This window comes from Kosakonia sp. S42, from assembly GCF_016624785.1.
GTDB classification, from domain to species: domain Bacteria; phylum Pseudomonadota; class Gammaproteobacteria; order Enterobacterales; family Enterobacteriaceae; genus Kosakonia; species Kosakonia cowanii.
The window spans coordinates 1-19672 of record NZ_JACVTW010000027.1; the positions used below are offsets into that span (position 1 = coordinate 1).

20 protein-coding genes are annotated in these 19672 nt (G+C 49.1%); 8 read left to right on the top strand and 12 right to left on the bottom strand.

From position 1 onward, the window contains the following. From IAE50_RS20590 to IAE50_RS20615, 5 genes are all read right to left on the bottom strand, one after another. Positions 1-406, bottom strand: a 406-nt coding sequence (locus IAE50_RS20590) for an antirestriction protein (protein WP_200581117.1), incomplete at its 3' end; no start/stop codon positions are given. Positions 407-796: 390 nt separating this feature from the next. After that, complete coding sequence (locus tag IAE50_RS20595; protein WP_200581118.1) at positions 797-1033, bottom strand: hypothetical protein; 237 nt, start codon at positions 1031-1033, stop codon at positions 797-799. A gap of 375 nt (positions 1034-1408) precedes the next feature. Then, positions 1409-1882 (bottom strand): DUF1380 family protein, encoded by a 474-nt coding sequence (locus IAE50_RS26080; RefSeq protein ID WP_234467257.1) that lies wholly within the window; start codon positions 1880-1882, stop codon positions 1409-1411. A gap of 68 nt (positions 1883-1950) precedes the next feature. Then, complete coding sequence (locus tag IAE50_RS20610) at positions 1951-2604, bottom strand: DNA methyltransferase (protein ID WP_200581119.1); 654 nt, start codon at positions 2602-2604, stop codon at positions 1951-1953. Between the two features lie 386 nt (positions 2605-2990). Beyond that, a complete protein-coding gene (locus IAE50_RS20615) occupies positions 2991-3347 on the bottom strand; it encodes a hypothetical protein (protein WP_234467258.1) in 357 nt (118 codons plus the stop codon). 542 nt (positions 3348-3889) lie between these two features. Here IAE50_RS20615 and IAE50_RS20620 point away from each other — a divergent pair. From IAE50_RS20620 to IAE50_RS20630, 3 genes are all read left to right on the top strand, one after another. Then, positions 3890-6556 carry a TrlF family AAA-like ATPase gene (locus IAE50_RS20620; protein ID WP_200581159.1) on the top strand — a complete coding sequence of 889 codons (2667 nt, stop codon included), beginning with the start codon at positions 3890-3892 and terminating at the stop codon, positions 6554-6556. Positions 6557-7086: 530 nt separating this feature from the next. After that, complete coding sequence (locus IAE50_RS20625) at positions 7087-7485, top strand: hypothetical protein (protein ID WP_200581120.1); 399 nt, start codon at positions 7087-7089, stop codon at positions 7483-7485. A gap of 12 nt (positions 7486-7497) precedes the next feature. Next, positions 7498-8604 carry a hypothetical protein gene (locus IAE50_RS20630; protein WP_200581121.1) on the top strand — a complete coding sequence of 369 codons (1107 nt, stop codon included), beginning with the start codon at positions 7498-7500 and terminating at the stop codon, positions 8602-8604. Positions 8605-9103: 499 nt separating this feature from the next. On the opposite strand, the gene IAE50_RS20635 is transcribed toward IAE50_RS20630, so the two are convergent. The 4 genes from IAE50_RS20635 to IAE50_RS26090 all read right to left on the bottom strand — a co-directional run bounded on the left by IAE50_RS20635 (position 9104) and on the right by IAE50_RS26090 (position 12077). Then, a complete protein-coding gene (locus IAE50_RS20635) occupies positions 9104-10258 on the bottom strand; it encodes a hypothetical protein (RefSeq protein ID WP_309228098.1) in 1155 nt (384 codons plus the stop codon). Positions 10259-10496: 238 nt separating this feature from the next. Further along, positions 10497-10934: a GNAT family N-acetyltransferase gene (locus IAE50_RS20640; RefSeq protein ID WP_200581123.1), complete on the bottom strand. Its 438-nt coding sequence runs from the start codon at positions 10932-10934 to the stop codon at positions 10497-10499. 187 nt (positions 10935-11121) lie between these two features. Next, positions 11122-11658, bottom strand: coding sequence for a transposase (locus IAE50_RS26085; protein WP_234467259.1), 537 nt, complete (start codon positions 11656-11658; stop codon positions 11122-11124). 44 nt (positions 11659-11702) lie between these two features. Next, positions 11703-12077 (bottom strand): transposase, encoded by a 375-nt coding sequence (locus IAE50_RS26090; protein ID WP_234467260.1) that lies wholly within the window; start codon positions 12075-12077, stop codon positions 11703-11705. 390 nt (positions 12078-12467) lie between these two features. On the opposite strand from IAE50_RS26090, the gene IAE50_RS20650 reads away from it, so the two are divergent. The 3 genes from IAE50_RS20650 (at position 12468) to IAE50_RS20655 (ending at position 14513) form a co-directional block, all read left to right on the top strand. Next, entirely contained in the window at positions 12468-12944 is a 477-nt protein-coding gene (locus tag IAE50_RS20650; protein ID WP_200581124.1) for a GNAT family N-acetyltransferase, read from the top strand. Positions 12945-13400: 456 nt separating this feature from the next. Beyond that, the gene (locus IAE50_RS26655; RefSeq protein ID WP_309228099.1) at positions 13401-13697 is read left to right on the top strand and encodes a hypothetical protein; all 297 of its coding nucleotides are present in this window, start codon (positions 13401-13403) and stop codon (positions 13695-13697) included. A 12-nt stretch (positions 13698-13709) separates the two neighbouring features. Further along, entirely contained in the window at positions 13710-14513 is an 804-nt protein-coding gene (locus tag IAE50_RS20655; protein ID WP_309228101.1) for a dienelactone hydrolase family protein, read from the top strand. A 193-nt stretch (positions 14514-14706) separates the two neighbouring features. Here the strand turns inward: IAE50_RS20655 and IAE50_RS20660 are convergent, their stop codons facing one another. Next, positions 14707-15591 (bottom strand): LysR substrate-binding domain-containing protein, encoded by an 885-nt coding sequence (locus IAE50_RS20660; RefSeq protein WP_200581125.1) that lies wholly within the window; start codon positions 15589-15591, stop codon positions 14707-14709. A gap of 315 nt (positions 15592-15906) precedes the next feature. Here IAE50_RS20660 and IAE50_RS20665 point away from each other — a divergent pair, with 315 nt between their 5' ends. Further along, on the top strand, positions 15907-17076 hold the full coding sequence (locus IAE50_RS20665) for an MFS transporter (protein WP_309228100.1): 1170 nt from the start codon (positions 15907-15909) through the stop codon (positions 17074-17076). A 157-nt stretch (positions 17077-17233) separates the two neighbouring features. Here the strand turns inward: IAE50_RS20665 and IAE50_RS20670 are convergent, their stop codons facing one another. Continuing rightward, the gene (locus tag IAE50_RS20670) at positions 17234-17872 is read right to left on the bottom strand and encodes a TetR/AcrR family transcriptional regulator (RefSeq protein ID WP_234467261.1); all 639 of its coding nucleotides are present in this window, start codon (positions 17870-17872) and stop codon (positions 17234-17236) included. 106 nt (positions 17873-17978) lie between these two features. On the opposite strand from IAE50_RS20670, the gene IAE50_RS20675 reads away from it, so the two are divergent. Further along, positions 17979-18728 (top strand): SDR family NAD(P)-dependent oxidoreductase, encoded by a 750-nt coding sequence (locus IAE50_RS20675; protein ID WP_200581126.1) that lies wholly within the window; start codon positions 17979-17981, stop codon positions 18726-18728. Between the two features lie 300 nt (positions 18729-19028). On the opposite strand, the gene IAE50_RS20680 is transcribed toward IAE50_RS20675, so the two are convergent. Then, positions 19029-19532: a DUF1543 domain-containing protein gene (locus IAE50_RS20680; protein WP_200581127.1), complete on the bottom strand. Its 504-nt coding sequence runs from the start codon at positions 19530-19532 to the stop codon at positions 19029-19031. Between the last annotated feature and the right edge of the window lie 140 nt (positions 19533-19672).

Genomic DNA, 19672 nt, shown 5'->3' on the forward strand with positions numbered 1-19672 from the left:
CTGCCTCAAAGTGGGTTTCAGCCCAGGCCATCAGCTGGCCGTAACGCTGGCAGAAGAGGTGACACAACTCTTCCTGGTCGTGGTGGTGATGAACAAACATCCGGTGACTGAGCACCAGAGCGGTGATGATGATCCCCGCCGCCTCCGCGCTGAGTTCGCACTCAAAGCCGTTATGCGGGTTGCTGAAAAACGCGGAATCCATCTCCGGCACCATGAAGCCGCCGCCACCCGGCAGGCGGTAAAATTCCCAGCTCCCGCCCTGATAGTTATCAATGTATTTCGTGGCGTAGCCATAGACGGAGGACTCGCTCATCACGAAATCCCGTCCGAAGAGTGCAGGTAAAAAGGTCAGTCGTTGTGCGCCCTTAAGCAGAACCGCCTCTGTATGCATTGCCTTTGTATTCATCACATCCTCCGTCGTTAAAGTGGTGTACAGATCCGGCTTTTGCCGTGCCGACACGTCAGCCCGACTGCGAGCGAAGGATGCAAGGGAAGCACCGCAGGCCGCAGCGCAGATAAAAAGCGGGGGGTGGCTGGACGGTTATCCCGCGAAAAATGAGCGGGATAACGACGGGAAGACGCCACTCAGTCATTCATAACACTGCGACCGGGCGAGGATGAAGCCCTTGCATCCTGAGCGTTCGGGCTAAAGTAGAGGCACGGCAAATGCCGTCGCGGCACGGACTGAAGCCCCGGCCCGGTGTGCCGGGCCTGTGAATGCGGAGTGCAACGACCGCCTTATTGCAGACCAGGCGACCGCGCCGGCGGTCACCTGGTATTACTGCCCGGTTATCCGTTACGGGCGTGCACCGGTGACATACACAAACCCGCTTTCAGGGACCGTCACCGCGTCCGGCCACCCGTCCAGCATCCAGAGGCATACGGTTTCACCCGGACTCTCCATTATCAGGCAGACCGCCCCCTGCGGCGGGAGATAACTGCCGGGATGGCGGTGCGTACCGGGGCAGCGGAGGATATGGCAGAGCAGATCCATCATCTGGCTGAGGGTCAGATCGTTAATGATTTCTTTCACGTTTACATATCCTGTGGTGCCGGCGCCCGTTGCGCCGTGCCGGCACGACACCCGGTGATCAGTCCGGCATGCAGGGGCGACACCGCAGGCCGCATGCGCCGGGATGAGCGGGCTGAATGCCCCGCGAATGCCGGGGAACGGGCGAGGATGACGGCGAAGCGAACCCTTGCAGGCCAGGACCACCGGGGTACAGTGAAGGCACGGCGGGGAGCTCCGGACGCGCCACGGCGCGGCCTGGTATGAGGGGAGCGCAGCGACGGTCTTTTCCACTGCCGGGCTGCACAGACCGGGCATTAACCTGTGGATAACGGCCCGCCGCCCGCGCCCACATTGAAGAAAGAAGAGGTGGTCATAAATTAACCACCCCGTTCAGTGCTATGCCAGATGCTTCCTCAGTTCGGCGGCCCGCCGGTAAACCTCCAGGAGCTGCATGTCCATGTGCTCCGTCAGCATCCCCGCCATTTTCTGCACCGGGGACGCATCCCGGTACAGATTGTCTTTTGTCAGGTTCCACAGCCGCAGATGAAGCTCATAAAGCGCCTCCTCGATACCGGCCACCTGCGTTATAAAGTCACCTGGCGGCGTGGCCGCAGCGCCCTGCCCCGCCGGTGCGGTACGCAGGCCGGCCAGCAGTTCCAGCACCGTGGCAAAAGAAATTCCCTCTTCCGCATGATCGCCGCCGCCGGTGCTGCCGATCTGCTCAAGAATGCTTTCCGCTTCCTGTTCCGTCATGTCCTCTGCCGCGCCGGCGATGGTTTCACGGGTCCAGACCAGCAGTGCAAATTTTTCATTGTCACCAAAGGCGCGTTTGAGTTTTTTATTCAGTTCTTTACGGGTGCCGTACATCATGATTTTTCTCTTCCTGATTCGGTTCTGCGGGCGACGCTGCCGCCCGTCGTGTATGTGGAGGGCGGATATCAGGCGGCAACGGGGCGCTGCCGGGCGCGTTGCTCTCCGATCCGTCGCAGCGCGGCGGCGTGGTACTGTGGCAGCAGCTCGATACCAATCCATCGCCGGCCACACTGGTCAGCGGCCACGCAGGTTGAGCCGCTGCCCGCGAACGGATCGAGCACCAGGTCGCCGGGGCGGGTGAAGCTCTCGATGAGCGGGCGCAGGATACTGACAGGCTTTTCTGTCGGGTGATGACGGTTGCCGGTGTATTCCCAGGGCATCACGTCCGGCAGCGGGTTCTGCGGAAGTGCCGGGCGGCCCTTCGCCAGCACGTAGGCGCTTTCGTGCTGATAGCCCACAAACGCCGACTTCGAGGCATAGGATTTGGTGAAAACCAGATGACCGACCACCCGGAAGCCTGCGGCTTTCCATGCCTGCATGAAGGTGTCCACGCGGTTCCAGCCGTAGAAGCTCACGGCCAAGCTGTTGTTTTTCAGGACGCGGAACATCTCCTGACTGGCCGGGCGTACCCATTCGTCGCTCACGTCGCCCGCGATCGAGCGCCCGGACCGGTCCTTAAAGCGGACGAGGTACGGCGGATCGGTCAGGATGAAATCGATGCTGGAATCCGGAAAGGTGGCCATCAGCTGCACGCTGTCGCCCTGCATGAATCGGGACATGTTGCTCCTCAGTCTGTAGGGGCACCCCTGTGGTGCCGTGACCTCCACACAGACGGGCGTCCGGGCGAGAAGGCAGGGGCGTCAGCGCAGGCCGCACGCGCCGCCGGAGCGGACTGAATGTCCCGCGCACGGCGGGGAACGGGTGAGCATGACGGCGAAGCTTCCCTTGCCGGCGAGCCAGCCCGGCTACCGTGAGGGCACGGCACTTTCTGCCCGCCACGGGCCGGACGTCAGGACGGACGGTGGCAGAGTGATGGAGCGCAGCGACGTCCTTCAGGCACTGAAGCGGTGGCCAGCGCGCTGCACTGGCGGCGGGCTCCCTGCCGCCCGCGCCGGCGGCCTCCGCATTCACCGGGAAAACCGCCCGGCGAACACGGAGGGGATGGTTAAGGGCGTTTCACCGCGTTTATTGCGTAGCGCAGGTGCTCCCGGTTGAACCCGATATCAGCATCATGGCTGTCCTCTGCCACTTCCATCGCCTGCCCCACCTGCTCCTCCGTCAGCTGTGCATCGAGCGTGAGGAAATCCTCCTGCAGCCAGAACGTGCCGCAGCACAGGGCGTCTGCCGGATACTGTGACAGCCGTGCAATGAATGCCGCCACGGTGCAGGCACCGGGGCGCGGCTGCGGCCCTGCAAACACGACGGCGGCGACATCATTCCAGCACCAGTCCGCCTGTGCCGGACACTCAGCCTCGATATCCTCCAGGCGCATGCCGGGCATATTCAGCAGGCCTGTCACCACGTCATCGAGCCCCTGTGCGTGATCGCCGTCTCAGGTACTGGTCAGGTACCAGCCATCAAGATAAATGGCCATTTCACCGGTACTGAGCGTGACGCGCGTTAATTTCTGCATGTTATATCTCCTCTGATGCGGCACCCGTTGCGCCGTGCCGACACAACAGCCCGGCGAAAAGTGGAGGACGAAGGGCATCACCGGAAGCCGCATGCGCCGGCGTGAGCGGGCTGAATGCACCGTGAACGCCGGGGACCGGGTGAGCAGTTGTGTTCGAAGTCAATACAACTTATGCGAACAACATTTGATTGAGATGAGATTTGACGAAGTGCAGTGAGGCAGAAGATTATTCAAAGAAAGTCCGCTATGAGCGAGAAGCGGAAGTTCGCAACCCCAACAACTACATGACTAATATTGAGGTGCCTTCATCAACGGTGAGTAGGTCCATCTTATAACCTGAACTTCATGTGCTGCTCAATTTTATAGCACTCGCGCTTAACTCCTCTTATCATGCCATTAAGATTAATCTCAACGAGATGGAGTTTCTCTGCATGAAAGGATCGGAATGGAACAAGTGGGATCTACATCTGCACAGCCCGATGACCTGGCTGGCCAACATGTACTCTGGCAGCTGTGACGCTGAAGCTTTTGTTAGAAAAATCGGCGAGCATCAGCTGACTTTAATCGGCCTTACCAACTATTTTTACTTCCGCCAGAATGAACTTGAAACGATCAGGGATGAAGTTGCCCGTCAGGGCCTGAACGTTACGGTTCTGGGCAACGTTGAGTTTCGTCTAGACCAGCAGAATAAGGAAGGTACGTTTATCAACGTGCACGTCCTGTTTTCCGACAAGCTCAGCACCGAAAGAATAAATGACACTCTCTCCAGACTTCCTCTGAAGCTGACCGATGGAAGCGGGAAAGCGGTCTATGCCTGTGAAAGCAGCGTGCGTGAAAGCGGGCATGATGTAGATACTATTGTTGTGGACCTTAGCCAACTGCTCGGGCATCTTTCATCAGTGATGAGGCCCTTTCTTGATTACGTCGTTGCAGTTTGCCCTAATGGTTATGGCGGTTACCGTCCAGGTGCAACCGGACGTTCGGCAGCTATTGCCACTGAAATAGACCGGCAGGGAAACATCATTTTTGGCGGGTTACCCGACAGGGAGTATTTCCTTACGACCTCGCGTTATCCAGGGGCTTCGGTTAAGCCGGTTTTTCTTTGTTCAGACGCTCACCGGTTAGAACATATCGGAAGGGCCTACACTTGGGTCAAGGCAAAGCCCACGTTTGAGGGGCTCCGCCAGGCGCTACTGGAGCCCGAAGGCCGCCTACAGATGGGTGATGACTGGCCGGAAAGGATAATTCCTAAAATCTACTTCAGCAATATTGAGGTTGAAGGCACCATTTTCAACGGGCAATCAATCAAGTTCAGAAAGCTTGATATTCCACTGAATAGGGACATGGTGGCGATTATTGGCGGTCGAGGTACCGGAAAGAGTCTGCTGCTTGACGCACTGCGCTCATTCTTTGCAGGCACTGCCGCGCGCGGTAGCGAGGAGCGCGAGGTCAGCGTGCAGCACCTTGCCGTTGTGCTGGATAGAGCCAATGGGGAAAAGATACGGTTCGATGCCCGCACCGAAAATTATGACTATCTTCACGTTTCGCAGGGAGAAATCAAAACACTATGCCAGCAGCCCGGCCTCATCAGCGATGAAATTAAAAAAATGCTGCGCCTGGCCGACAGTGAAGTGCCTGACGAACTGCGAGCAGGGCTTGACGATAACCTTAATGCCTACCGGACTTTTCGCGAATATTATTCAGCCCAGGATGAACAGCAGCACTACATCAATACGCGGGAGCACCAGGTTGATGTGATCAGGGTAGCCCAAGGTAAAATCAGCACGCTTACCAGTGAAAAGAACAAAGCGCTAATTGAGCGGTTTCAGGCTAACAGCCTACGCACTACCTCACTGACACAGGGTTTAAATGCAGGAAACGCATTTATGCGGGAAGCAGAAACCGCGGAAACCACCCTGAATACCTTGCTGGCCGAGATGAATTCGGTGCCCTCAGGCGTGGTGCCAGTGCTGCCATTAGATCTGTCAGAAGTGAAGGCTAAGGTCATAGCTTATATGGGGGCACTACAGACGCAGATAACGCAGACAGGCGAGGATAACTTTCGGATCACCCGTGAATTCAGAGAGCAAGGTATTGAACAGGATATCTCGGGCGTGCTAGAAAAAATCCAAGGCTACCAGCGGGACATTCAGCAGGCAAATCTCAGGGATGGCGAAATACAGCAGCGTATCACGCAGTATAATAATGATGTCCGGCAACGGAAGATCTTGACGGAAACGTATGTCCGCCAGCTCTTAGAGCAGAAAACGGCGATAGATACCTGCTTTGCTGCACTGGCTGAAAAACCACATCTTGTTCCAGCTCAGCGGGCGTTGATAAAGGAAATCCTGACTGATATTCGAATTTATGGACAGCCTCACTTTGACTTAGCGGTCTTTTACAACGGTATTCTTGAGCGGCTCAATAGGGGACGGTTCCGTACCGCAGGTGAGCAGTCGGGTACGGAAAAGCTAGCTCAGCTGTTGGGCGTCAGGAGCATTGATGACTTTGTGGCGCTCGTGCGGGGGGACGCAATTATTGAGCTTCCCGAGGAACCTAGCAAAAAAATCACGCTTGAGACATTCTTCTGGAGAACGGAGTATTTCAACAGCCAGGGGCCTTACGCGCTGCTGCGATTTCTTTACGCTCCGGATCACATCAGAAGCTATCTTAGGGTCAGAGCTGAGTTTGAGTATAAAGGGAAAACCGTGGATAAGTTGTCTGCCGGACAGCGCGGAACATTCTACGTTTGCCTTAAGCTGGCGACCGACACGTTCGGTTCGCCATTCGTTTTTGACCAGCCAGAAGACGACCTCGATAATGACTTTATTATGCGCCAACTCGTTCCGCTTTTCCGTAAAATCAAACTGTATCGCCAGGTCATCATTGTGACCCACAATGCTAACTTGGTTGTAAACTGTGATGCCGAGCAGGTAATTGTGGCCAGTAATGAGGATGAAATTATCAGCTACCGTAGTGGCGCGTTGGAGCACGGTGAGCACGGGCAGGAAAACAGCATGCGTAAGGCCATCTGTGACGTACTGGAAGGCGGACGACACGCCTTTGAGGCGCGTGAACAGAAGTACGGAATGCTTTGATGGTTTGATTCAGGCCAGCAGTTGAACGGATATATATGCCCGGTGTTGATATATACACCGGGCAAAGTTAATAACCTTTTGTAACTGGCATGCTTATCAGGATAGCAACTGAGGCTATATCAGAAAGAGGCTGACGCCTCCTACTACCTTCAATTATATCTATGACCTGCTCTCTGCTGAATAATAAGGACATAGGTTAGAAACTTCAGTTATTGGGACTAATCAGACAGGCTGACTGAGCTGAAGGCCTGCTGTGAACGAGGGGCGGAACTTTACTCGCTTAGCCCGTGCCCACTATTGGTGGGTAAGATCAGATGCGGCATGCACATTTTGCACCTCACCATTCCGCAGAGGCTTCATTACTAACCCCCTTAAATCAAGTAGGATTAAATTAGATTCGAATTTTCAATTGCTTATCGTAGATGGTGGTACAGCTACAGTTTTATAAAGCTAAAGCTCTTGACCACTGACTTCAATCGCATGAAAATATAATTATTATGAAAACCGATTGATTTTTAAAGGAATAAAACATGTGCTTACCTAATTATGAGTGTAAAAGTGATCACAGAGATCCTAACTGGAATAAAAATAAAAAGAGTAGATGGGTGATCACTCCTCAAGAAGAGAAACAAGTATTCTTGGATGGTTTTAATGCTCATTGGTTTCAGGATAAAATCATCTGGTCTTTAAGAGCCGTAGACAATACTTTGGAAACTTTAGGTGAAGATCATCGCCCTCGCTATGTGCCTAAAGGTAAGAAATATACAGAGCTTGTCATAGCTAAATTCGTTGAACACAGAGAAAATTATTGGCACGGCTACCCTGTGAATGTTCTTACTGACTCTCCATGTAGTGAAGTTTTTAAAGTTTGGAGCCAGACACCCGGCATCCCTAAAAGATCAATCATGAAATTGAACAAACCTAGATAACGGGGAAATATAATGGCTGAAATTAATATAAATATCGCTGGCGATTTTATTGACTCATTTATATATTCTGGAGTTCTATTCACAGTTGATACAAATGGAATTCTTTGTTCTTATAGCTGGAGAAATTTGGTAGATAGTTACTTTAGATTATATTCAAGTCATTCTAGTTTTCACAAAAAGATTCTTGACTGCAGAGAAGAAAATAACTCAATAATTGAACAGGATATAACAATTTTTTTTGAAAAAGAATTTCTTGAAAAGAATCAAAAAGGAACTTGTTGCGATTTAGATGTATGGAACACTGATTTAGATGTAAAAGATAATATACTCTATATTTCTTCAGAGCGCGGCCTTGTTTCTTTGCCATTCTTGGAAGAATGGGATAATGGTAAGGTTATGAAATTTAACCAACTTATCCCGCTATGGAAAGAAGCAAAAGTTTTTGGTCTCAGCACAGGTTCTTGGGGAAGAACTATTCTTGCCGCAGGTGATAATGGTGCGCTTGAAATAATGAATAATGGTGTAGAGCAGTTACAAAAAATTGGCTTCCATAAAAATAAAGAGAAAGTTATCGATAGTAATATTTGCTTAGACTGTGAATGGAGTTCCAACTCCACTTTAGCAATTCTGGATGGGTTAAATAATAAATCAATGTATATGTTTGACTCAATAGATAGTGACTCTAGATTTAAAAACAACAACAAAAAAAATCAGAATGAAATAACCGAAGATGACATAAGAAAAATAGCAGCCATTCTAAATAACGAGACAGCAAAAGATATTTCTAAAAGTGAAATACAGCACTCATGGTTCGAAGGCAGTAGGCTATATGCTGTAGATTCAAATAATAAAAGATTTCATTTCAAATCTGGCAGTTGGGTAGAAGTCAAAGGCTGGGAATTAAATGAAAGCGATGCAATATTAAAACTAAAAAATATCGCTGCTGGAAAGTTTATTGAGACTGAAAACGACGAATTGTTTAGAGTCGCAAATGGAAAGAAAGAGCTTTTATCAGAAGATTTTACATCTTGGCGAGTTTTTCCTAGATCAAAAAGTTATCAAGATAGAATTCATGTAGTAAAAGATGAATATCTTCAAATAAAGATATTTAACATTTAAATTAATTTTGACGCGAGACAGGTAACTGCGCCCGCGTCAAATTAAAAATATAATTATTCGAATAAGTTAAACTGCTTAACAGTCTATATCCTTACTAAACACCAATTAGACTTAACAATCATAAACTTTGCATTAGGCACTTTTGGCTGTTGAACGCAACACTACATACAACTTTTCAACACTATTCGGCCTGAAGAAACTCGCATAATCAGTAAGTTACTGATTATTATCACTTCAAAATCGGGCTCATAATCGTTTGGTCGCTGGTTCAAACCCAACAGGGGCGCCCCAACAAAACAAGGAGCCAGATGAGAAATCGTCTGACCCATTTTTCTTTTCCTACGTTTGGGTCTGTAAGTACCCCTGCAAAACGAACTTTCAACTTTTAGGGAGTCTCTGGCACTCCAACGTCCGCTTCTGGCACTGAGCGGACTGTCAGATTAAGTCTGGCCCTGCGCCACACCTATGTCAGGCCAAATCTGAGCTAATACAAATAAAGTTATCGTCTGACGGTCGCTGAAAGAGTCTCATCCTGTGCCAGTAAAGTAATCACATCACCGGCTATTTCTGGTCTGATACCAGGCGTTTTATAAGTCGCATACGCTGCAACGGATAATGGGCTCCAGTCATGCACCACAGCGATGCGTTTAACCTCCTCGATAACCTTAAACGTATCGTTTTCCAAAGCCAGTCCTAAACGAGCTGTATCCAGATAAATGCGCTGAACTCCAGAGATATGCGCGAATTTTTTAAGTTCTGCGGTAATAATTCGCTGCGCTTCCACACCGATTGACGAACCTCCTTCAACGACCCCTGTCAACCCAACAAGCTTACCCCCATCACTACGAGTATTGTCATCTTTGACTCTGGGAAGCGGCACTAAGACATTCAACTCTACATCCTGCTGAAGTAACTCAAGCAGTTCGGGCAAAAGCTCAGTTTTTATGACACCTTTTAAAGCAACTGCTCTTTTAGCTAGAGTGACAGGGGACTGTCCCAACCGCGCCGACATAGAAATAAGGCAACTCGCGATTATGAAAATATCGCTTTCCCCTATCAAAGGGGCACACTCGGCCCGGAAAGATTGCTCGTCACGAAGTGTAGGATTTACTTTTTCAGGCTTCCTAATTTTTGAATTCGGCTGCTTCTTGCTATATCCACGCAAAGTATCCTGTGCATTTCGGGTTAGTATGCTGATGCTATTAAGCAGATCCTCACCGCCCTCAAGGTTGGCAACCATTTTCTGCATATTTTCGAGCCTGCCAAGCATCTCGGGATTAGCATTACCCGAAGCTATCTTCTCGCTGATGTCATTAAGATTCCTCAGAACACCAGTAACAATCTGCGATGGAGCAGGATCTGAGGCTTTCAGTTCATGGCTTTTTTTGATTTCTTTCTCCATCAACTGGAGCACCTGCTTCCAGTCGGTTTGTACACCGGCTTTAAGGGTCTGAAGATTAAGAATAACGATGCGAAGACTTTCACATTTAGCTAATGGAATAGGTTCACCATTCTGTTTACCTACTTTCAGCCAGTGAACTAAGGAGACGAAGTCAGCTTTAGCCGTCGTAGCAAGTCCATTGATAACGCGCTGCCGTGCTTCAGGTGTAGAGAGGTTTGTTCTCTGCGCTGGCAGACGATCATTTTTGTGCACTATTGGCCTCTTCATATCGTATATCTCAACTCGGCTCCATCATCGATAAACCCACGTCCGGATTCCGGACTTCAATCAATCCCTCTTACATATCCTCTTTTAAGGTAGTGATGCCCGCTGCGCCATCAAAGTATTGTTATATTTTGCTCGCAAAAATGATTCTTCAACTTCTGCTTTTGGCACAAAGCGGACCCTCTGTAGATTCACGAAGTCAGCCGGGACGAAAAGCAGATCTTTTCTATAAGGTCTTACTCATAAATATCCGGCTAGTACCTTCTGGTTTGCACTCAATACGTCCGAACTCTTTCCAGCCGTGTTTTTTGTAGAACTCAGGAGCCTGGAAGCTTATCGTATACAAAAATGCTGCAGTACAGCCTCTTTTTCTACCTTCTTCCTCAAAGCGATAAAGGATATCTGTACCAAGCCCTCTTCTCCGCAACTCTGGTGGCAGATAGAAAAGGTCGATAAAAAGCAGGCCTAAAGAGGAACGTCCTTGCATACCTCCCAGCACTTCACCGGTGTCGCTTGATTTTATTAATACAGATAATGGCTGCCGATCGCTTATACCTGTCATTAAGTCGTTAAAATGATTAAGTCCCTCCTCAATAGGCAGCAGTTGTCCTGCCCCCGGATTTGTGCATACATCCAGACATATCCCTTCGACTGAGCTATTCATCTAACTTACCTTTCCTGGAACAAGTGCTGTTAATATATACATATCCTTGTTTCCAGTACCATGCCGTATGTATTCTTTTGTGATTTACCAGCGTTATCATGATCGTTCATTCATGACACACAGCAGACTGTCCGGGAAGCGTCTGCTGAAATCGTTCAGGGTCAGGCAAGGATGGAAGTTTTCAAGACTAAGTACCCGGACTGCTCGCGCCCTCATAAACCCAGTCTTTTTGATCACGAAACATCGCATTGAGTATGGTGACAAATTTCCTTATACAGGCCGTCAGAGCCACTTTTTTCGGTTTTCCTCTCGCAAGTAATCCATCATAAAATGCCCTGATTTGAGGGTTGAAACGAACTGCTGAAAGCATGGCCATATAAAGCGTCGCGCGCAGTCCAGACCATCCTCCCCAGATCGCCCTCTTCCCCCTGAGTTGTCCGCTGTCCCTGTCATAAGGACAAACACCAACCAGAGCTGACACCTGTCGGCGCGTAAGCGAGCCCAGTTCCGGGAGTTGTATTAAAAGAGTGGCCTGCGTTACTGGCCCTATACCTTTTACTTTATCGAGCAACTTACGTTTCGCAGCCAGAGTGTCATCCTGGCGTAGCCGTTGCTTAATCCCGGCATCCAGTATATCAATCTCAGCATCAAGCCATTTAATGTGCCGCTTGATCCCCTGCTCGATGTAAATGCCACATCGTTCCCTGAGGCGGTTGGTTTCCATAACCCGACTCTGAACCAGCTGACGCCGGCGCATCAGCAGTATGGCTAAATGCTGTGATGCTCGCTTTTTGCCGGTCTGAATTGAGGTGTCATGCGACGACCATACTCGCAGATGATTCTCGCGTCGATGGGGTCACTCTTTGCCACCCTGCCCATGGCTCTGGCAAAGTTCTTTATCTGACGAGGATTAATTACCGCGACTGGCAGACCCGATGCACTCAGCATTAATTCAGCAGTACAGTGATACCGGCCTGTTGCTTCCATGATTATTCCAGCGACAACAAGCCCGCTGAGTGCTTTATGCAATTCAAGCACTCCCGCCGCTGAATTTTCCAGATGCAGTAACTGCCCGGTAGTGTCGATAAACACTTCCAGGGTGTTTTTGGCTACGTCTATTCCGACAGTGGTTTTATCACTCATGTTCAGTTCTCCCTGCCTTGCAGATACGGGCTGGTTGCACACCCGGGCAATTGTTCGGGCTAATACTGAGACTGATGTTGCGCAATGATGCTCACCCTCGGGCTCATATCCCAGGACGACGAACGTGCTGCAACATCAGGTAAAACACAATGAGTGTATACGCTTCTCACTGTCACCCTGAACATACAAGGATGAGGACGAAGTGTACCCTTCAGGACGCAGCGGCCGGGCCAGCGTGAAGGCACGGTGTGGTTGCTTTGTCAGGGGAAGCCAGATATCGGAAGTCCGCTTTGTGCCAGAAGCGGACTTTCCTTTTGTTGAACAAAGATGTTGAAACGAAATCGTTTCATGATAAATATATAAATATAATAAGACGAAAAGGAAGAGCAGATGAAAATCAGACTTGCAGTACCTGAAGAGGCAGCGGAATGCTGGAATATAAGGAATCTTTCTATCCGAGAAGGATGTAAGCCAAGTTACTGTGCCAGGGTGCTTGAGGCCTGGACGCCTGAAGCTATGCCTGAACATTACAGGGAGGTTATTACGGAAAATCCTTTTTTTGTTGTCGAGCTGCCTGATGCAGGAATAGTGGCAACGGGGTATCTGGATATTACCGAGGGTAGCGTGGAAGCTATTTTTACATTGCCGGATTATTTTGGTAAAGGTTTTGCCAGCCTGATTATTGAAACAATTAAAGATGAGGCGATTAAAAGAGGGCTGAAACAGTTAACCTTGACCTCAACACCAAACGCGCAAACTTTCTACGAAAAGCATGGCTTTATGTTTATCAAGGAAACTACATCCCCATCAAGGCTTGCCCAAACAGATCTGCGTTGCATGGATATGTCCATCGCATTATCAGCCTAAGTTTTTTGCTCTCGGCAGGAGAGTTCACCAACGGAAATTTAATCGCGACAAGTTCAGTACGGCAGCTTAGAACCCCTGTGCTAACTATGACTCATGTGTTCAATGTCCGCTTTTCGCTCACAGCGGACCTTCAACTTAGTTAACTCGTCAGCTCCGTGCCAGATTTAGTCATTCGAACCCTGAGGGTTACAGGCGAGAGCAATAAGATTCGGAGGCTGACGCAGAGCCTGTTCCTGTCAGATAGCTGTAGTACGATTATGTGTAGAAATCTCATTCACACCTGCTTAACGTGCTGATATCCACCTTAAATATTTGCTTACGGTAATATTCTTTAATTTACTTGGTGGATTAATAATCTTAAGTCATTAATACAGGGGGATTGTCAGCGTTAGCGTTTTCCTGCAAGTACGCAACTACAAAGCCGTATATCTCCAGGTCAGTTAAGGATATCTTCTGATGTTCAGCCGTTTTATATCCCTCTCAGCATCTTTCTTTTTGTTATTGATAGCCTTCACCATAAGTTTAATGGGGCACACAGAATCTTTAACGGACAAGGCCGAATATCAACAGATAAGCGGGTTGATCAGGGAACCGCTGACGCTGTCCGTCACTTTAAATAACGGCCAGCCTGCAATACTTGATGCTTTCGTCACACGACCGGTTAGCAAAAAGCCCTTACCGGTTGTATTAATCACCAACGGAACTACCGGTACGGCCGAGTTTGATCGTTGGATACTTAACCCAAATCGGTAATCCTCAACAGCAATCGCGTTTGCACGCCACGGATATGCTGCAGTGGCTGTCCTGCGGCAGGGATATGGCCAGTCCAGTGGCTCTGCAGAATATACAGGACACTCGTGTATTGAGCCTTCTCATCTCCTGGCCGGAGAACAGGACGTCCAGAATATGGTTGCGGCGCTTGACGCTGTGCGCCGGTACTCATGGGCATCTGTTGATAATGCGATGCTGGTTGGTATGTCCGCCGGTGGGTTTGCTGTTATCGCAGCTGGCGCAATAAACCCGTCAGGCGTTAAGGCAGTTATCAATTTTGATGGTGGAAGAGGGGCTGTCGACGGGAAATCACTCTGTGATAAGACAGGACTAATGAAATCTTATGCACAATACGGAAAAAAAGCGGAGCTCCCTTCGCTGTGGCTTTACGCAGAAAATGATAAGTCGTTTCCCCCGGATACAGGCAGAGAGATGTTTAATGCCTACCAGCAGAGTAAAAGCCTGACTCAGTTCGTCGTCATGCCTGCTTATGGGAAGGATGGTCATGTCTTTATGGATTCAGCGCCTGAGAGTTTCTGGTGGAATACCGTTGCCACTTTTCTCAAGCTGAACCATCAGCCTTTCCAGGAGATAATAAAGCTTCCCGTCGTAAATCTCATTGCACCGGCAGCACTTAATGCTGCCGGAAAAAAAGCTTTTTCCGAGTATGAAAAAACGCAGCGATATGAAAAAGCATTTGCTACCGATTCGGATGGAGACTGGGGCGCCGCATACTGCGCCAGAAACAGTGAGGAAGCTGCAGCAACGGCGCTTAGTTTCTGTAGAAATGAACAATGAAAAGGGGCACCTGAATGTACTCTCTACGCTATCAACAATAATTATGCTTCAGAGAAAATGCGCTGAAATCCCTCAGACCTTCAATTTGCGTCTGAATCATTACGGCCTTTTCAATCTTCTGTTGTGGCGTCGTTTCCTCTTCAGAGGGAAGCTTTCTAAGTTTACGATTAGTACCGGAATGTGTTACGGGGGACTATTCAGTGAAGGAGTCTTTACCCTTTAAACATAACCAGTCTGTAAACTTTTTAACCGTCTGGTCATGTCTGTCGCGCCATAAAAGATAATAGTCACCCGTGCTGATTCTTTGAATGTTGAAAGGCGAAACAAGTCGGCCAGATTCCAGATGCCTTGTGCAGAAGACTTGAGGTATGACGACAAGACCCAACCCGTCCTCTGCAGCCTGGATTGCTGCAAAAGTATGATCAAGCGTGATTGTTTGAACATCTTCGTCAGCGTCACTCGGAAACATTCGATGCCAGCTTTTCCAGAGATCCTCGCGTGCCCGAATCTGTATTTTTACGTGGCCTTCGAGTTTGTCAGGCGCTGTTAACGGCCTGCTCCGTAAATAATCTTCACTACATACAAGCACGCTGAACTCTTTAAGGAACGGAACCGGGGACAGACCACAGAAATGCGCAGGATCCCTGCGAATAGCAATATCAAAAGCTGAGTCAAAATTTACCGGACCAATGCTCGTGGTTACATCAACGGTCAGGTCGGGATGCATTTCATTAAGGCCTGGCAGTTTTGGCATTAACCAGTGCATAGCAAATGTAGGCAGACACTGAACGGTTAGCCTTCCAGAGGGAACCATTTGGCAGAGAGATTTTTCTGCTGCTGCCAGATCATTCAGCAAACGAGTTGCAACACGTGAAAACGATTCGCCAGCTTCTGTCAGCCTCACAGATTTATGCGCACGATAAAACAGCCTGGTGCCCAGTTGTTCTTCCAGACTTCGTATATGACGGCTCACTGCGCCAGTAGTGATAAACAGCTCGTCCGCAGCAACCCGGAAGCTGCCATTACGTGCGGCGGCTTCGAACGCAGGCAAATGAGGTAAGGAGGCTAATTTTTTCATTGGTTGAGTTTAAGTCAACTATCTGATGAATTAAACCTCGTTTGTCACTGGCACGGTATTCTTTTTAAGCTTGTCCACATTGTCTCCTCTGGACGGTTAACCCATGTGGCCTTCAACGGAATTATCAGATTCACTTAGCCGGAACTGTCGGGAACTTGTCTCACGCAAGACGATATCAGTCGTCACGGGTAAAACAGGCAATCCTGCTTATAACTTGTTTCTGCAAAATACCACCGGATATGGCAATACCTTAAAAAGCCTTATACAGAAATATGAACGTTCCATTAGTACATGTGTGTCCAGGAGGGTGCACAGGTGAAAGCGTTCTATTTACTTTGCGCCGGACGGGCGGGAACATGTCTTGGGACGATGGCTTTTGCGGGGGCGCTTCCTGTTATCAGGAGCGAGTGGCACATAGATGCAGCATCGGCCGGCACCATACAAACGGTGTTCAGTATTTCTAACGCCTGTGCACTGTTCGCTGCATCATGGCTGAGTGATTACATGGGAGCACGCAAGGTTTATCTGATTCTCTCCTGGCTTGGTGCGCTGGCATTGATGGTCTTCGCCTGCTTTGCCCACTCTTATTCGTCCGCTCTGATTTTGATGGCTTTCGTCGGGCTCACTCAGGGGGGGGCATATACGCCCACAATACTGCTTGCAATAAGAATGAACAGTCTGTCAAAGCGGGGATTTGCTATCGGGACAATGCTGGCTGCGGGATCACTGGGATATCTCTTGTCTGTCTTTATGGCCAGCTTTGGTGCAATGCGCTGGGGAGCATCCGTCGCGTTCTGGTTATGTGCCGTTGGCGCATTAGCAGGCGCAGCAGTGAGCTCCCTTGCACTATCAGGATACAAGGAAGAGGTAAAACAGCCTGTTCAGCGTGAAGGTAAGACTGTCAGTTCTGTATATCCAGTATCGGCACTTTTTTTGCTTACAGGATACATTGCCCATTGCTGGGAGCTGCTGGGCAACTGGGCATGGACACCCAGTATAGTAACGCAAAGTCTTCAGGCTTCTAATCTCAGTCCGATAGCAACTGGATTAATTGTGGCTTCTGCCGTTCATCTGTCAGGCATGTTTTCAACAATGATTGTCGGGACGGTCTCCGATTATTTTAATCGGGCCTCAGTGCTGATTTTCATGGGAGCTGCAGGGGCCGCAAGCTCTGTCTTGATTGGATATTCTGTTCACTGGGGGGCTGGCTGGGTGATATTTTGGGCGTTCTTTGGCAGTTTTTTTATCCTTGGCGACTCAGGCGTTCTGTCCGCAGCTATGGCTGACAATGTTCCCCCTGAAAAGCTGGGCATTATGATGGGCATACGCTCACTACTTGGTTTTGGTATCGGTTCGTTTGCACCGTTGGCCTTTGGTGAAGTCATGGATACCACTCAACGCTGGGAAACGGCGTATCAGGTTCTGGCTGTCGGAGGAGCGGTTGCATGCATTTCTGCTGTCGTCCTGAGGGTAAAAAAACACTAATCAAAGATGCTTAAGGTACTGCTGACGCGCTTGTGACAGCAACGCCGGCAGTAAATTAAAAGATTAAGATCTGCTTATGGCCGCATCAGTACCCCTCTGTCCGGTAGTCTGTGTTATCTGAGAATGAGGAATTGGTAATACCCACGAGTGGCAGTTATCACGGAATCATGGCCTTATGTGCACTCAGGTAAGCGCTGAACATCAACTCCAGCTGCCGCTTAGCTTCCACACCGGCACTGGGAGGCATAACCCTGATACAGAATGCCGGGACCGCCCCAAAAAGTACGGCGGCCATCGTCTGGGCAATAACATAAGACTCACTGAAATGACCATCACTGGCAGACGCCAGTAGCTTCTCAATGGCCTGAACACTTTTTTGTACGGCTTTATCAAGTAATCTGCCGGCATCCAGATCCACCGCAATGTAATAAAGAGCGGGCGAAACCTCAGCATGCGCCATGATAGCCTCGAGGTAGGCACCCACGACGACAGACGCAATTTTATCTGAGTCAGTATTCATATTTTCATGGCAGGCCCTTTCAACAATGCTGGTAAGGGAAGTCAGATGCCGTTCCAGGAGGGCAAGCAACAGGGACTGCTTATTAGGGAAATACTGATACAAAGTGCCGACGGAAACGCCTGCTCGCTCAGCAACACGTGTCGTGCTCAGCCTGATCGGGCCTTCGGTCAATAAAACCTGAATGGTTGCCTCGAATATCGCCGCTACTGTCACCAAGGAGCGTCCCTGACGTGGCATTCTGCGGCGGTTGAGCGGTACTGATGAAACTCCGGCCATAAGCGAATCCAAAACATGAAGAATAATTCATATACTAATTCTTCAATGCCTTTAGCTCAATCTTCGACATGAGCGAAAGGAAGATTATCAATGCCTGGAGGTATGTATGGGTAAGCTTGACGGAAAAGTCGCATTAATAACGGGTGGTAGTGATGGTATCGGACTGGCGACCGCTCAACTGTTTTGTCAGGAAGGTGCAACAGTGATAATTACTGGCCGCGATCAGGCCAGACTGAATTCAGCAACGGAGTATTCTGGGGGGAAGATTGATGCAGTACGCAGTGATATTTCTGTTATGTCAGAGATAGAGCAGCTCTGTAGCTATGTTAAATCCCGGTACGGCCGCGTTGATATTCTGTTTGCTAATGCGGGCGGTGGAAGACCAGGGCTGTTTGCTCAGGTTACAGAAGAAGACTTTGATTTTACGGTCAACACAAACTTTAAGGGGACCTTTTTTACTGTCCAGAAAATGTTGCCGCTGATGAACCAGGGGAGTTCGGTGATTCTGACCACGTCGACACTGAACAGGCAAGGTCGGGAGTATGTCAGTGTCTATTCGGGAACGAAAGCCGCTATCAGGTCATTAGCCCGGTCGCTTGCGGCTGAATTGTCTGCTGCAGGTATTCGTGTTAATGCGCTCTCACCTGGTCTAATTGATACCGACCAGGCCAGAAAAGTCGGCATGAGTGAAGATATGATTGAACAGTCGAATGCACATCTACACACCTTAATACCGATGCATCGTAGTGGCACTGCGCATGAAATTGCCAGCACTGCCCTTTTTCTTGCCTCTGATGACGCTTCATATATAACGGGTTCAGAGATAAGCGTTGATGGAGGATGGGCTCAGGTGTAATTTTCACTGCCATCAGCAGCGTTAATCAATACGTAACGCTCATTTTCTGTTTTTCAGCCAGAGTGAATAACACGACTTTTGCAGTATCTCTGAATAAGATATATCCAGAGATACTACGGCCATGCATTTTGCGGCTGATCTGCTCCCCGTTGATTAACACGCCGCAATGTTAGTAACGAGACTGTTTAGCCACGAGATCAACTGCGAACTTCCGCTGTTCGCTCAAAGCGGACCTTCAGTTCTGTTAAGTTGTCGGCTTTGTATCAGAAGCGGACCTCCGCCGGATTTATGTTTACGGTTTTAGATACCTATCGGTTGATAACCTTGCCATTCTGGTTGATCACGTTTTCCTGAATCGCTGGGTACCAAATCAATATAAAACTCACCTACCTTTTCAAGTAACAGGCAATCGTCTACATCCTTTAGATTGTCTTTATGCTGATGGTTGGCGCCGCAGAGCAGTGTCTTTAAGGCTTTACTTTTGGCTTGTTGGGCATTTTCGGCCACAAACAAATCGAACTCATGTAACTCAGCAAGCGTGTCAGGTCTGTACCCACCCGCATTGACGAAGAATAACTTCTTTGCTGAACCTGAAGGCTCAGAGGAAAGAGCGATGGAGTAACCATCAGCCCATGTGATGCGGCTATAGCCATCAATATGAATTTTATCCTTATCGCCAAACCATACATCGCGAAGGATGGGCCAAGCATCTTCTGGTTTTTCTGCAGCGACAAACTGAATATCGTGCACCTCAATATTGGATTTTCCTGCGTTACCACCGATATAAAACATATACAGGTTCATTAATTAATCTCTTCTAATGTAAATATCGATATATTTGACTATATAGCGAGTCTAACTGCAACCTCAGAAAGAATAATGTTGAAATGGTACATACGGGCTTTACTTATCCGGATAATATCTGGTTTTCACTGTTAGTCGCA